Origin of the sequence: Butyricimonas hominis (genome assembly GCF_014287455.1) — a bacterium.
GTDB lineage: Bacteria > Bacteroidota > Bacteroidia > Bacteroidales > Marinifilaceae > Butyricimonas > Butyricimonas muris.
Genome location: NZ_JACOOH010000004.1, coordinates 135,564 through 151,636, shown reverse-complemented (window position 1 = coordinate 151,636; position 16,073 = coordinate 135,564). Strand labels below are relative to the sequence as shown.

The 16,073-nt window shown below is 44.1% G+C and carries 9 protein-coding genes; 7 read left to right on the top strand and 2 right to left on the bottom strand.

The features are described from left to right. Positions 1 to 25: 25 nt before the first annotated feature. Positions 26 to 3,340 carry a golvesin C-terminal-like domain-containing protein gene (locus H8S64_RS09660; RefSeq protein ID WP_186975917.1) on the bottom strand — a complete coding sequence of 1,105 codons (3,315 nt, stop codon included), beginning with the start codon at positions 3,338 to 3,340 and terminating at the stop codon, positions 26 to 28. Positions 3,341 to 3,407: 67 nt separating this feature from the next. Further along, positions 3,408 to 3,917 carry an RNA polymerase sigma factor gene (locus H8S64_RS09655; RefSeq protein WP_186975916.1) on the bottom strand — a complete coding sequence of 170 codons (510 nt, stop codon included), beginning with the start codon at positions 3,915 to 3,917 and terminating at the stop codon, positions 3,408 to 3,410. A 244-nt stretch (positions 3,918 to 4,161) separates the two neighbouring features. Here H8S64_RS09655 and H8S64_RS09650 point away from each other — a divergent pair, with 244 nt between their 5' ends. The 7 genes from H8S64_RS09650 (at position 4,162) to H8S64_RS09620 (ending at position 16,073) form a co-directional block, all read left to right on the top strand. Next, entirely contained in the window at positions 4,162 to 5,388 is a 1,227-nt protein-coding gene (locus H8S64_RS09650) for a FecR family protein (RefSeq protein ID WP_186975915.1), read from the top strand. Between the two features lie 86 nt (positions 5,389 to 5,474). Further along, positions 5,475 to 8,828 (top strand): SusC/RagA family TonB-linked outer membrane protein, encoded by a 3,354-nt coding sequence (locus H8S64_RS09645; RefSeq protein WP_255469498.1) that lies wholly within the window; start codon positions 5,475 to 5,477, stop codon positions 8,826 to 8,828. Positions 8,829 to 8,839: 11 nt separating this feature from the next. Further along, positions 8,840 to 10,330: a RagB/SusD family nutrient uptake outer membrane protein gene (locus H8S64_RS09640; protein WP_186975914.1), complete on the top strand. Its 1,491-nt coding sequence runs from the start codon at positions 8,840 to 8,842 to the stop codon at positions 10,328 to 10,330. 16 nt (positions 10,331 to 10,346) lie between these two features. Next, positions 10,347 to 11,168 (top strand): DUF4843 domain-containing protein, encoded by an 822-nt coding sequence (locus tag H8S64_RS09635; protein ID WP_186975913.1) that lies wholly within the window; start codon positions 10,347 to 10,349, stop codon positions 11,166 to 11,168. 18 nt (positions 11,169 to 11,186) lie between these two features. Further along, positions 11,187 to 12,761: a PKD-like family lipoprotein gene (locus H8S64_RS09630; RefSeq protein WP_186975912.1), complete on the top strand. Its 1,575-nt coding sequence runs from the start codon at positions 11,187 to 11,189 to the stop codon at positions 12,759 to 12,761. 69 nt (positions 12,762 to 12,830) lie between these two features. Then, positions 12,831 to 13,766: an ABC transporter ATP-binding protein gene (locus H8S64_RS09625; protein ID WP_186975911.1), complete on the top strand. Its 936-nt coding sequence runs from the start codon at positions 12,831 to 12,833 to the stop codon at positions 13,764 to 13,766. A 6-nt stretch (positions 13,767 to 13,772) separates the two neighbouring features. Beyond that, positions 13,773 to 16,073: a Gldg family protein gene (locus H8S64_RS09620; RefSeq protein WP_186975910.1), complete on the top strand. Its 2,301-nt coding sequence runs from the start codon at positions 13,773 to 13,775 to the stop codon at positions 16,071 to 16,073.

The following is a 16,073-nucleotide window of genomic DNA, read 5'->3' as shown; positions in this document are numbered from 1 at the left end:
GAAATGCCGAGTTATTTGCGACTTGTTATTGGCCGATATATTTCCATTTCACGGCATCTGCATAGATGATTTGATCCGGATTAGTGGTTTTATCGCTTAATGTAATGGTGTTTGCTCCGGCAGGGAAATCGAATGTACCAATAGATACCCAACCCTCGTCCGCGGGTTCTATTCTTAAAGTGACCTTTTCCTCTCCGTTTTTTGTTGTTAGCGTGTAATATTGTTCCGAGTGTCCTTCAGCGGGAGCTTGGTTTTCGACGAGGTAAACGAAAACTTCGTATCGCCCTTCTTCGGGCAATTCTCCCGTCCACGCTACCGGGGCATTGCCTTTCCCGGCTTTTTTGAATACCATGCTTTTGATGATGTCGCCGTGGAAACCTTGTGTTCCGGCACAGTATGTCCATTCTGTCGGGGCGGCCTCGTTGATGATAAAAAGCATGTGTTGGAAAATGTATGTTTTCTCTTTCTTCGGGGAAAGTAACGTACCTAGTTTTTTCTTCCGGGAGGTAACGCCTATCCTGAAACCGTTGTCTTCGTTATCGACGATAATTTCATCCGAGGGAGGAAAGAATTGTTGATTATCGATGGCAAATTTGCCGCGTGAGGTGTCTTGGGTGATGCTTGCGTCTTCATGAATTTTATACGAGATGCCGTTGGGTATATTCCATGATAGATTCAGGTTAATTTCAAAGTTCGGGATACGTTCTATTTCCCTTGTTTCTTTAATTTCCCAGCTTGTTCCCGCGGGAATGCGGTAAGCTTGTTTGTTCTTTCCGGTTTCTGTTGTTGTTGATATAATACCTTCTGTTTCACTATTGTTGTATATTTTGAAGGATAGTTGGTACAATTCACTTTCATCCGATTCTATTTTTTGTGCTTTTATATCTTTCACGATATAGCTCGGGATTGACTGCGCATTATACCATAGAGGAATGAAATCGTTAAGATGGATATTGTAATGATCGGCTATTTCCATGCATAAAGAATCGAAGGATAATTCTTGGAAATGATGTTTGTTCCGGTAAACATTTATGAAACGTTGAATTTCTTCCGGTGGTATTTGCAAGTTAATGTGGTTTATGAATTCGAATGTTTTAAGTTGGAGTATACTTTCTAGGGTTGAAAAGTGAAGCGTGTCGTCATTCAGTGCTTCTCTCAGGCTATGTGATGAAAGATAACGGTTTGCCTTGAGTGATTCGTTATTTCCCATGAAGTGGATGAGTTGGCGTTGTTTTTGTGTTTCAAAAACATATAGAATTTTATCCATGACAGGATAATCTTTTGAATAGAAGTAGCTGGAATGATTAAAGAATAGAGATGTTAGGTCGTGATAATTGTTTATCATTTCCGGTGTTTTGCTAGCTCTCCCGAGAGAGGGTACGAAAATATTCCGGGAGTCGCGTATTGTTGATGGTTGGAATAATTTACGAATAATAAAATCGAGGTAGAGTTCTTCTCGTGTTTTATTGTAGGGGAGTCCCATGTTGATTCTATTTTGTATACTTTCTTCAATTTGATTCCGGAAGTGACGAGAGAATGTAGTGTATGACGTGATCCATTTTTCCGGAAACAGTACGATTTCCGGTTGAATGAACTCGCTCCCGTTACTCCATTTCCGGGAGAAGGTGGTGAACGACACGGGTGTTTCGGTCAACGTGAATTTCGTGAACGGGTATTGTTTTCGGATGCGTCCTTCCATGTTTTCTTTATTTTCCCGTAAAGTAGCTTCCAGTTTTTCTCTTGTTAGGTTTTTGAGTAGTTTTTCTAGGTGGTTATGACCTTTGAACGTGTATAGTTCCATGGTCACGGAATCTACTTCAATGCTCTTTTTCTCGTAGTCCCCGATGCATAGCGTGAGTCCGGTCAGGTTATACTTGTTATTGAATAATATGGTGTCCTGTTTATGTTCCGGTATTCCTTGGGATATGACGGTTTTATTTTTTCCAGTGATAACTTTCAGGGAAAAACGGGTGAAGTCTTTTATCACGGCATAGGGAGTGCGTAAATTCACGGGAGGGATAGTCGCGGGATACCATAGACATTCCGGTGTCAGCAGGGTATAATCGTCCCCCACGTATGCGTAGCGTTTGCCGAAGTGTAGGGGGGAGTTCTGGTATTGGTCGTTCCAGTATTCCCGTGTATTTACATCCGGGTAACATACACGTTCATCGATTTTCCCTTGATAATTTATTCGTAGTGATAGCGAATCCCCGGGTAATAGCGGATGGGACAGGGTAATTACTTGATTTTCCCTGCTGAATTTGACTTCTTTCCCATTATCGAGGGATAGCCGCGTGAGTTTCAGCGTTGGATTTAGGTACAGTAAGATTTCGGGGATTGGGTTCTTTGTGGTATTCGTGATTAGCAATTGGCTGTAGCAAAAAAGTTGATCGGCATTTTGACGCACGCTAAGTTCGTGTCGGGTAATGTGTGTCGGGGGATAATCGTTGTATTTTAATGCCGTTTCCCGATATCGATTCCGGGTGACCTCATCCGTTCGGAAATGGTTGTAATAATTTAGACCGGGGAGAATACTCGCGAATAGTATTCCTGTCGCGATGACACGAATATGCGGATTTACACGGGGATTGTTTGGAAGTCGTTTTTCCAGTCCGATAGAATAAATGATGCAAGCTATTCCTAAAAGCAGGAAACATGTTCGTTGCGTCAAATAATTCGATAGGGCGACGTGTCCGGTGATATCCGAGAACACGTTGGGTAAACAGGTTGCCCGAAAATCAAAGAGCCCGTGTTGTAGAGTCGGTATATAATACAAGGACACGAGCATAAATATAAATAAGAACAACATGGATATTCCCCCGTTTCTGACTAGAGCGGTTGTCAATATAGACAGTCCGGTCAAGAATAAGAGGGTGGGGAATGACAACGTGAACCAATAAAAGATGTACGGGAAAAGTTGAAAAGGGGAATCACTGTCGAAAATGTGTATTCCCACGGCAGATACAATAGATATTGCATTCAGTATAAGTAAAGTGGTAATAATTCCCATGCTTTTCCCGATGATATATTCCGTGTTGCTTGCATTTTTAGTTTGTATTGCGACTAGCGTGTCCGCGTGTTTTTCTCGTCTTCTCCATTCACTGACGGCTAAAATGATTAAGACTGATTGGAGTATGGTGAACAGATACGTGTTCACGAAAGGCACGGATGACGGCAGGGCAATCATAAACCAATAACTGGCTTGTTCTTTGCTTTGTAGAGAGTGTTGAAGAAGAAAAATTGTGATTAATCCCAGCAAGGCTATTCCTTGGAATACCGTGTTTCTCCGGATAAATTTTCTCTCATAACGAGTGATAGTTCTAATGTTTTGAAGGTTCATGGCAGTCGTTTTATATAAATAAAGACACCGCTGAAACCTTCGCGGGATGAATGAAGTGGGATATATTTTATTCTATTTCGTATTTTCCTGAATTGAAATATTCCCGGAGTTTACGGATTGCGGAGTATTTCAGGGTTTTTATCGTGTTTATCGAGATACCCATGATTTGTGCGATTTCTCTGTTTTCATAACCGGATAGAACGAGACGCATAATTCGGGCGCTTTGAAGTGGTAACGTGTTGATAGCGTTGATTAAGGCTTGGTTTGTATCTTCCGCGATCAGTAGGTTTAGAACTTTCGGATCTTCAGATTCTTCCATTTCCAATTTATTGTATCTCTCGTTTTCTCGTCGTTGTCCTCGTAGATAGTTTAAAGATTCGTTCTTTACCATCGTATAGAGAAAATTGTCTATTAGGTTGATCTCTTGTAGATTATGCTGGTCTTCCCAAAACTTGATAATCACCTCTTGTGCTATGTCTTGAGCCACATCCGGAGAACCGACAAAACGAACTGCAACAGCGCATAAAGGGGCATAGTGCTCTTTGATAAAAGTTTCTAATTCAAGGTTTTTCTTCATATCAATAATCGTTCGTTTAAAACGATTCGAGAATGCCCGGATACAGCCGATATTTGGCTGTTGTAATAGGTTAATAATGAATGTTGTAAAAATAACCGAAAATAAATCTTGTGATGATTTGGTAATATAAAAAAACGAAGGTTAAATAATATCGAGTGCAAGTATAAAAATAATTTTTGATTTTTTCCTGTTTTCATTCATCCCGTGACTCTTTTTGTGGTGTCTATATAGAAACGAAAGAAAGATGATGACATATAGTAGAGCGGAAATACTGGCACAAATTATTATCCGAGTGAAGTTGGGAACGGCCTCCGCGGAAGAAAGAGAGGTATTGGGAAGTTGGCTGGACGAGAGTGAGGATAATCGCCAATTGTACAAGAATATTATTCGTTGGAAATGTATTCGGGAGAGGTTGAGATTGGAAGATGAAATTAACCAGACGACGGACTTCAAGCGGGTACACCGGGTCGTTTCAAGACGTTTGGTTCATAAGGATTTCGGACAGAAGCAGTGGCGGCGGATCGGTTGGGTTGCCGGGATTGCGGCAGTATGTTTATTCGGGGTGTTCTTGACGTGGAACTCCAAACGGCAGCCCGATACGCTTGTTGGCGTGAATGAACGGCAGGATATCAGGAAAATACCCATGCAGCCCACGAGAGAAAAAGTGATGCTGGTACTTGAAGACGGGCGTCAGTTCGGGTTGGTTAGTCATGCGTCGGATAGTATAAAATTGTCACAAGTGACCCTTGTCGGCGAAGGAAATGGTTTATCATATAGATTGCACGCGGATTCCGTTCCCCGGCAGGAATCCCGACATAGAATTTATACCACGGTCGGGGGTGATTATGCATTGGTATTGAGTGATGGAACACGGGTTTGGTTGAATGCGGAAACAGAGTTGGAATATCCCGTGCAGTTTATCGGTAAAGAAAGGGTGGTCAGACTGAAAGGAGAGGCTTATTTTGAGGTGGAACACGATGCAGAGCGGCCATTTATAGTGGAAACGGGAGATATGCGGACGCGGGTACTTGGTACTTCGTTTAATATCAGCGCTTACGCGAACGAGGACGCCGTGTACACTACGCTATTATCGGGAAAAGTGGAAGTAGGTTTGGCGGATAACGCGGAGCATGGGATTGTTCCTGTTTTGTTGAAACCCGGAATGCAATCCCAGTGGGAAAGAGGAACGGACGATTTCGTGGTGCGTGAGGTCGATCCGGCTAATTACGTGGCATGGAGGTACGGGGTATTCGTGTTTAATGAAGACGATCTGGATGTTGTTACCCGTATGCTTTCCCGGTGGTACGAGGTGCGTTTTATCACGGACGGCATACGCGTGGGACATCATACATTTAGCGGAAAAATGAGTAAAGACGAGAAACTTGAATCAATCTTGAAGATGTTGACTATGGCAGGAGGACCTGAGTTTAAAATTGAAGGAAATATTGTACGTGTTATAGAGAAACGATAATAAAACCGGAAATGCGTTGCAGGCATTCCCGGTTAATTAACCTTGTTGACAGCAAGGTACTTGTTTAATTAAAACAGAACAAAACTATGAAAAAAAACTACAAGACAAAAGTGTTTTGTAGACTTTCGGTGATGCGGGTGGCGTTTTGCGGCATTTTACTGCTAGCATTAAACGCTTTTTGGATAAGCTCATCGGTCTACGGGCAACAGAATGTTAAAAGAATTTCTTTAAAACAGGAGCAGGTAAGTGTGCTTGACGCTTTGAGGGAGATCAATCGACTGAGCGACAATATGGTCGTGTTTAAGAAAGAAGAGGTAGAGAAAGAAACGAAACGAGTGACGATTGACTTGAAGGACGTGACTGTCTTGGATGCAGTGAAAGCTTGCGTGGAGAGTACTAACCTGACTTGCGTGGAATACGCGGGCAGGGTGGTGGTAACTCCGAAAAAAGAAGCACTCTCGTTGACTATCACGGGAGTTGTGCGTGACGACAAGGGGGAACCTTTACCGGGGGCAACGATTGTTTTGAAAACCGATTCCTTGCAGATTGGTACGAGTGCCGACGTGCAGGGTGCGTATCGTTTGACTGTCCCGACGAGTGCGACAACATTGGTATTCTCTTTCATGGGATACAAAACCAAGGAGGTAGCGATCAAAGGACAAACGACGATTAACGTGGTACTGGACGAAGACGTGATGAATGTCGAGGAAGTTATCGTGACGGGTATTTTTACCCGGAAAGCCGAGAGTTATTCGGGTTCCGCCGTAACTATCCGGGGTGAGGAATTGAAACGTGTCGGGAACCAGAATCTGTTCCAGAGTTTAAAGAATCTGGATCCCTCGTTATTGATTATGGATAATATCGCTCAAGGGTCGAACCCTAACGCGATGCCGAATATGCAATTGCGCGGCGCATCTACTTTTCCTACTGACGAAACTTCTTTGAAGAGTCGTTTTCAAGATGATCCGAACACCCCTTTGTTTATTTTGGACGGGTTTGAAACTACCACGGAGAAAATATTCGACATGGATATGAACCGGATCGAGAGCGTGACCATTTTGAAAGATGCGGCGGCAAAAGCGATTTATGGTTCAAAAGCGGCGAACGGGGTGGTCGTTATAGAAACGAAAAGGGCGCCTCAAGGACAAACGCTCGTATCCTACGTGGGAAGTCTTGATTTGGAGATGCCGGATCTTACCAGCTATGATTTGACGAATGCTTTGGAAAAGCTGGAAGTCGAGAGAAGAGAAGGGTATTACGAGAGTTTGGGGACGTTCGTGGACGATAAAGTTGATTACATGCAATTGTACAATGAGCGCTTGCGGAGAGCTAAGGAAGGACTGGACACGTATTGGTTATCCAAACCCTTGCGCACGAGCGTGGGGCAGAAACACTCCTTGCAGGTGGAAATCGGTACGGAAATGTTATCCGCTATAGGTTCTTTTTCTTACAACGACGTGAAAGGAGTTATGAAAGGCTCCGACAGAAGGGTTATCGGCGGTGATTTGAACTTATCCTATCGCGCGGGTAAAGTCCTGTTCCGGGATATTATGAGTGTGTCGAGTATGAAAAGTAATGATTCTCCTTACGGTGATTTTTCAACTTACGCGGCATTGAATCCTTATGTTTCGCCTTATGACGAGAGCGGGAATTTGGTGCAATATCTGGATGATTTTACTACTGGTAGTTCAACATTGGGAAATCCCTTGTTCGATGCGAAACTGGGTGTGAAGCAAACGGATACTTATCTGGATTTTACTAATAATTTTTACGTGGAAATACAACCGTACGAGGGGTGGAAACTCATGGCTCGCTTGGGAATGACTTCAAAAAGAACGGATAGTGAGGATTTTTATCCGTCCGATCATTCGAAATTTAAGGATTATTCCAGTGATGAGGATTCTCAATTGAGAAAAGGAAGCTACGAGATGAGTAACGGGAAATCGTGGACGATATCGGGCGATTTCTCCGTGCAATTCAGTAAAGCGATTAAGAAACACGATTTGTTCGCGACAGCACAATGGTCGGTAACGGAAACAAAATATTCGGAAGTTACCCATTACACGGAGGGGTTCCCGAATAAACGAATGAACAGTATCATATTTGCCCGACAATACGCGAAAGAATCAACCCCGACGGGGAGTAATTCGATACAACGGGAGTTAAGATACGTGGTTTTGGGCGGATACAGTTATGACAATCGTTTCCTCGCCGATTTGACCCTACAGGGAAGTGCGGCTTCTGTTTTCGGGACGGATAACAAGTGGGGAACATTTTGGAGTCTTGGTTTGGCATGGAATATTCACAACGAGAAGTTTATGGAGAATAGCAATATCCGGCAATTGAAATTGCGGGGATCTGTTGGAACTACCGGAAATCAGAATTTTGCCAGTAATTTGTCGATGTCTGTTTACAACTATTACATGAATAAATATTATCAAGGTTTCTCCGGAGCTTATTTGGCAAACATGGAGAATCCTGATTTAGGCTGGGAAGAAAAGGTGGATTACACTATCGGTTTGGATGCCAATGTCGGGAATCTACTTTTGAAATTCGATGCTTATATCGCTGATACGAAAAATATGGCGTTTAACCGTAGTTTGGTTACTTCCACCGGATTCTCTGTCGTGCGTGATAATTTGGGGAAGGTGAGAAACAAAGGTATTGAATTATCCGCTACTTATTCGGTGATCCGGAAAAAAGATGCTTTCCTGAATGTCTATTTCAAAATTGCCACGAATGATAATCGGGTTAAGAAAATTTCCGATGCCTTGAGATCTTATAACGAACAGATGAAACAGGCAGCTATTGACGAGAAACAGACTATGCCCGTGGCGATCTATCAGGACGGTAAGCCTCTGAATTCTATCTGGGCAGTGAAGTCCTTAGGAATTGATCCGAACACGGGGCAGGAAGTATTTCTCGATCTCGACGGGAATAAAACCTTCACGTGGAGTGCGGCAAACTTGGTGTACTGTGGTTCTTCCGATCCGAAATATAACGGTAACTTCGGTTTTAACGGGGAATACAAGGGATTGGGATTGAGTGCCGTATTTACTTATTACGGGGGTGGAAAAATGTATAACAACACGCTCGTGAGTCGGGTGGAGAATTGCTATATCGGAAATAATGTCGATCGTCGGGTTTTCTCCGATCGTTGGTATTATTCGGGACAGAATGCACAGTATATAAACGGGTACAAGAATGGCGGAACGCAAGCTACTTCTCGTTTCGTGCAGAAAGATAACGTGCTTACGATTTCTTCGTTGAGTTTATATTACGAGATACCGCAAGATATAGTGAAACGAATGTATTTACAGCGTTTGAAATTGGGTGTGTACATGAATGACGTGGCCACTTTTTCATCCATAAAAGTAGAAAGGGGAACCAGTTATCCGTTCGCCCGGACGCTTTCATTCAGTTTGCAAGGAACATTTTAAATAGGAAAGACATGAAAATAAAAATATGGTATATCGGAATCGTGACGTGCATGATGTTCATGACAACGGCATGTAACGATTGGTTGGAAACAACTTCGGAGACTCAGGTGGAGGCATCGGATTTGTTAAATTCCGAGGATGGGTTTAAAGATGCGATCATCGGTGTTTATATTAACATGGGAAGTGAAGATGCCTACGGTAAAAATTACACGTGGTTTGCCAACGATTTGGCCGGCTCCCCTTATAAAATACAAGGAACTCTGGCAGAGTACGAGGTTTGGCAGAAACACAGGTATTCCACGGTAAGAGGATACGCTACTTTCAAAAAGATGTGGGCGAGGAGTTATAACGTGATTGCCAACGTGAACGAGATATTGACTTATCTGGAAAAAAACGGTAGCAAACTGGATAGTCGGGTGTATAACTTGATGAAAGGTGAGATGTTGGGAATACGGGCTTTTGTTCATTTTGACCTGTTACGGATGTTCGGTTTGCCTGATTGGGTAGCTAATGCCGATAAATATACGGTTCCTTACGTGACTGCATTCACGAAGGAGCAAACTCCGCAACGTACTTACAAAGCGACAGCCGAACTGCTGTTCGAGGACATAAAAAATGCCTTGGCTTGTTTGGAAAAAGACCCGGCGCGTAAAGAGGTAAGCGAGAGTGATTATGAGGATATTAATTTGGACGGATTCTGGGATGACCGGGGAAAGCGCATGAATTATTACGCGGTGGAGGCTTTGGCTGCCCGTGTTTGTATGTGGGAAGGAAGTGACGAGAGGTTGGAAGAAGCTCTTGGGTACGCGCAAGATGTTATTGATCATAGTTTTGCCGAGTGGATTGATCTGGAGGCTTTTTTAGCAACATCTGTGAACGATTATCGTGATTGGACTTTCTCGACGGAACATTTATTCTCGTTGGAAGTCATGGGGTTGACAGATTTGACACAAGGGTATTTGCTAGTGACCAGTACGGATTATCAGGGGATTAAATTGAGCGAGGATGCCGTATTGGAGGTATTGTTCAAACTTTACGAGGGATCTGAAATATTGCCTTCGGCGAACGACGTGCGCTACAATACGTTGTTAGTTCCGGTTGACGGGGGGGCGGCTTACAATTGCCGTAAATTATACCAGTCGGATAATTATAACCGGAATTATCGGAATAGAATCCCGATGATGAAAATCTCGGAGATGTATTATATCGCCGCGGAGTACTATATCAATAAAGGGTTGAATGATAAAGCATTGTCCATGTTGGATATCGTGCGGGAACACCGCGGGGTTATCGAAACGTATGACCCGCTGACAGCGGATGCCCGTGAAGAATTGACCTTGGAATACATACGCGAATTTATGAGTGAGGGACAGACTTTCTATTATTGGAAACGAACGGGTATTGCTTGTCCCGTGACCGAGTTTGAAGTATCGCCGGAAGATTTGATTTACCTGTATCCGCAGGAAGAGGTATCCGAGGGTGGAAGACATCAGGATTTATAATTTAAAAAGAATAAAGATGAAAAGTCTGATAAAATATGGATTGGGATTTGTAGTGTGCCTCTTTTTCGCGAGTTGCAGCGACGAGAAGGTGGAGTTCTATAATGCTAAGGATTGTGCGTTGAATTTTTCAACAAAAGAAGTTCAATACTCTTACGCGAAGAATTTGGAGAAAAACGATGTGGTTGTCCAAGTGCCGATCACGGTCGTGGGACCAACGACGGATTTTGACAGGGAAGTTTCTTTTACAGTTTTGCGGGATAGTAGTCGCAACGTGGCGGAAGGGGATTACTCTATCGCCCCTTGTGTGGTGAAAGCCGGGGAATTGTCTTCGCGTCTTGATGTGACGATAAAATATAGCGAGGAACTGGCGGATACTTCTAAGTTGTTATCCTTGCAATTGGTGGAAAATGATTACTTCGGAGCCGGAATGAAAGGCAATGATATGGCTTCTGTCTTGTGGACGGACTTGCTGGTTCGCCCGCACCAAACGACGATATGGAGAACGTGGTGGTTCTGGTTCGGAAGAACGTATAGCCGGAATTTCCACGAGTTGCTGATTACCGTGTTTGGTGACGAGGTGGAGATTACCAGCTATTATGCCGTAACTTCCGTTATCGAGGAGCATCCGGAATTTGTCCGTGTTGCGACATTGCCATACTGGTATGCGGCAAATCGCAAGTTGCGCGATTACGTGGAGGCTTACGATAAGGCACATCCGGATGCGCCGTTGATGCATAGTGATGATGCGCAGTACTATTCTTCTTATGCTTTGGGAGTCGGACAGGGAGTTTCCCGTGCCGGTTATACCATAGCATCGACGTTGGACAGAAGGTATTAATTTAAGAATTTTATGACTATGAATAAAATGATATACGTGTTGCTTGTCATACTGGTAGGAGGGATTGTATCCTGCTATGACGACAAAAGCAAGAAGGCTAACAGGGAAATACCCGAGGTAACCATAACGACGGACAAAGAAATACTGGAGGCTGTCTATGGAAAAGAGTTGATCGTGAAGCCCGTGATAAAGAAAGGCGATCAGGGGAGTGCCAATCTATCGTATCAGTGGCAAGTAAATCTCACTCCCCGGGGACATGAATTGATGGACATCGGTGAAGGGGCTGAATTAATTTACGAGGTGGCGAATGAGCCGAGTGGTAATCCTTATTTGTTGGTATTGAAAGTGACTGATAATGACGAGGGGATTGATTATTACAAGATGTGGGATTTGTACGTCAGTAATTCTTTTGGTGAAGGTTTGCTTGTTGCTCACACGGGAAACAGTGGGGAGACTTCCGATCTGACTTTTGTTAAAGCTCCGCAGGTGACATACGGTTACGAGGAAGAGCCGGAATATACCCGCGATATATATTCTTTTGCCAACGGGGGACTTATTGAAGGACGTGTCAATTCGGTTGTTGCCAATATAGCGACTAATGGGGCTACATACAATTTGTCCCGTTTGGTTATTGGTACGGATAAGGAGATATTTTCTGTGGATCCGGTAACTTTCGGGCGTACGATGTCGAATGAAGATTTGTTTTTTCAAGCACCAACCTTGTTTAAAGTGGAAACAATAAGTACGGCTGTGGGTAATTGCTTGCTTACCATTATTGATGGAAAAGCCTACGGGCAGATAGGTAACGGAGCTTATCAATTTTTCTCCCCGATGAACTATGCCGCCGGTTCTACCCAAGTTTTTAACGGGAAATTGGCAGTGGAAAAAACTACTAGCGTGATGACGGCTGCGTTCACTTGTTATGACGAAACGAACGGTTATTTCGTTTATGGTGCTAACTTTTTGGTGTTTAATAACGGTGCAACTTCTATACTGACGCAACAGTTGGGAGAAGGGCAGTATGTTTTTGATCCGGGTAATTTGCCGAATAAAAAAGCAATAGCGGCAGGAGTGGGTAATAATTCGGAACACTTGCACTTGTTACGGGACTTAAACTCAGGTTTGGATACTTTGTTTAAAATATCGTCGATAAGTTATGTTCCCGGCGGAACCGGAAAGATCTCCATAAACGAGTGTACGGATATCACTCAGGCTGTTGATTACGCTTTTTGCGAAAACATGGATGTGATGTATTACGCCACGGATGACAAAATCTATCCGGCGCTATTAGCCGGAAGCAGTGCCCGGAGCGGCACACCTTGGAATTTGCCTTCAACAGGCGAACGTATAACGAGAGTTCAGGTATATCAGCAGGCATGGTATGGAAATAGTGCTTATTCTTCGGAAGATTACGAGTTTATACATGCTCAACACCAGAAGCAATTGTTGGTATCGACGTATAATTCGTCCACGGGTGAAGGAAAAGTATATATTGTGCCTATTACCACTTTAGGAACAGGAGCACTTGGAGAAGCCTCGCAAATATTGACAGGTTTCGGGGAAATAACAGCAATAGGAACAACATTAAAATAATCATCTTACAGAAGGGGAGAGATGGTGAAATGCCGGGAAACCTCTCCCCTGTTTATTAATTACATCATTATGGAGCAACCAATAGTAAAAGTAGAGCATCTGTCTCATCGTTACAGCGTGCAGTGGGCGATTCAGGATATTAATTTTGAAATTTACGAGAAAGGAATATTAGGTCTGTTAGGTTCAAACGGGGCAGGGAAGTCTACTACCATGAATATCATGTGCGGCGTGTTGAATCAGACGAAAGGTGAAGTGTACATTAACGGGATTAACTTCCGGGAAGACCCTATCGCCGCGAAAATGAATATCGGCTTCTTACCCCAGAAACCGCCGCTGTACACGGATTTGACGGTAGACGAGTATTTGGCGTACTGCGCGGAATTGCGGTCTGTGGAACCGAAGAAAATTAAGTCTGCCGTGCTGTCAGCCATGGATAAATGTGGTATATCGCATTTTAGCAAAAGGTTGCTGAAAAACTTGTCGGGCGGTTACCAGCAACGAGTAGGGATAGCTCAAGCTATCATCCACAATCCCAAATTCGTCGTGCTGGACGAACCGACCAATGGTTTAGACCCGAATCAGATACTTGAAATCCGGGATTTAATCAAAGAGATAGCGTACGATCGCTCGGTATTGCTCTCGACACATATTCTCTCGGAGGTACAGGCGACTTGCGACCATATCAAGATGATCGAGCAGGGACATCTTGTCTTTTCCGGAACAATGGATGAATTTAACAATTATATACAACCCCAATCATTGTTAATCACGTTGAAAAATCCTCCGTCAATCGAGGAATTACAACAAATACAAGGTGTCGTGCGTGTGGATTCGGTGACAGCGAAGAACTTTAGAGTGTGGTTCGAGCCGGAGGAAGACATCAATAACCGTATCGTCAATACGAGTGTTGCACGAGGATGGATGTTGAGTGAGATCACGGTGGAACGGAGTTCTCTGGATGAAATATTTGCCCGCTTGTCCGGTAAAAGTAAACTTGAAGCGTAATCGGTTATGAGAAAAATATTAAAAATTGCCGCGACAGAGTTATGCACTCTGTTCTATTCCCCCATAGCTTGGTTAATCCTGATTATTTTCACGGTACAGGCGGGAATGCAGTACGTGAAAGTAATAGATATCATGTTGATGCAACAGTTCTCCAGACCGTTATGGTACAGTATCGCTAAAGAATTGTTGACCGGGGCGTGGGGAATATTCCCGAATATGCTGGGGCATCTTTATTTATATATCCCTTTGTTGACCATGGGATTGATGAGTCGGGAATTTAGCAGTGGTTCTATCAAATTGCTTTATTCCTCGCCGGTATCCAGTTTCCAGATTATTTTCGGGAAATATCTTTCCATGATGGTATATGCTTTGATTCTGGTAGCGATCGTACTTGTGTTCGTGGGTTTCACCATTCTGCACGTGCCTCATTTTGATATATCTTTGTTACTCTCCGGTATTTTGGGCTTCTATCTGGTCGTGTGTGCTTATGCCGCAATCGGTTTATTCATGTCCTGTCTGACGTCTTATCAAGTCGTGGCGGCTGTCGCCACGTTGGCGGTTCTGACTTTCTTGAATTACGTGGGGAACATTGGGCAGGGGATTCCGTTCGTGCAGGATATCACTTACTGGCTGTCCATTTTCGGTCGTTCAGATCAATTGATCGACGGTTTGATTTGCAGTGAAGACGTGTTGTATTTCTTGATCGTTATTGCGTTATTCGTCACGCTCTCTGTGATGAAAATTCAAGCTGGGAAAACGAAGAGAACCAAGAGTGTGGCTGCCATGCGTTACGGGGGTGTAGCCGTCGTGGCGATGTTATTGGGGTATATCACGTCCCGTCCGGGATTGATGTGTTATTATGATGCCTCTTCCATTAAGGTTAATAGCTTGACTGCCGAAAGTCAGGAAATCATGAAACAACTGGACGGGGGAATGACGATCACAACCTACGTGAATCTGTTGGATGATGAACGCAATCTGATTTTCCCCGCTATGGCGAATAGTGATAAAGCCAAGTTCAAAAAATACATTCGCTTCAAACCGGAGATCGAAATGAAGTATGTCTATTACTACGCTGATGCTGGGAATGAAGCATTGAATGAGTTGTACCCGAATCTTGATTTGAAACAAAAGGCATGGAGGGTTGCCACGCTGAACGGGCAGAATATCGAGCGTTTTCTTACCCCTGAAGAGATCGACAAACAGATTGATCTGTCGGGAGAAGAATACCGTTTCGTGCGGCAAATCGAGCGGGCGAGCGGTGAAAAAGCCTTTTTGCGCATCTTTGAAGACGGAAGTCGTGATCCGAGAGAAGCAGAACTATCTGCCGCGATGAAACGTTTGGTGATGAAATCCCCGAAGGTGTATTTCCTTACCGGACATGGCGAACGGGATATCAACAAAGCCGGGGATAAAGATTATCGTAGTTTCACGAAAGATCGTAGTTTCCGCTATGCATTGATAAATAACGGTTTTGACGTGGTAAGTCTATCTCTGGCAGAAATTCCCGTTATCCCGGAAGAAGTAAGTGTTCTGGTGATAGCGGATGTGCAATCACCTCTAAGCGAGGATGAATTACAAAAAATCGATCAATACATCGGGCGAGGTGGAAATCTTGTTATAGCCGGAGAGCCGGGAACGTCCGGAGTGATGAATCCTATCACTCGTCCCTTGGGCGTGCGCTTTGAACAAGGAACTTTGGTACAACCCACGGGTAGTTATGCCGACGATCTATTGATCTGTCGTTTTGTAGAACCGGGGGTCAACGTGATGACCGCATACCGGGGATTATTCCGGAATAATTACGTGATCACGATGCCCGGAACAGCCGTAATGAGCTATGATACTACCGCGGGATTCCGGGTTGCCCCTGTACTGTCGACGTATGACAAGGGCAGTTGGAATGAGTTGGAAACTGTGAACTTCACGGACGAGAAAGCGGTGCTGAATGTCCGGGCGGGCGAGGTGGAACAGACATACCCGACTTTGCTGGCTCTTACCCGGCAAGTCGGTGACCGGGAACAACGGGTGGTTGTCCTTGGGGATGCCGATTGCATGAGCAATGCGGAATTGTTGATGAATCGGCGTGGCGTGCGTGCGGCGAACTTCAACTTGATCACGGGAATGTTCCGGTGGTTGAGTTACGAGGAATTCCCTTTGGTGTTAAGTGCGATTTCTCCTCAAGACAAAGTGTTGGAACTCACGAAGGACTCCATGACGTGGGTGCGTGTCGGGTTGTTGTGGGTACTTCCCGGGTTATTCGTGTTGGGATATATCGGGATTTGGTTAAAAAGAAGACGGAGATAA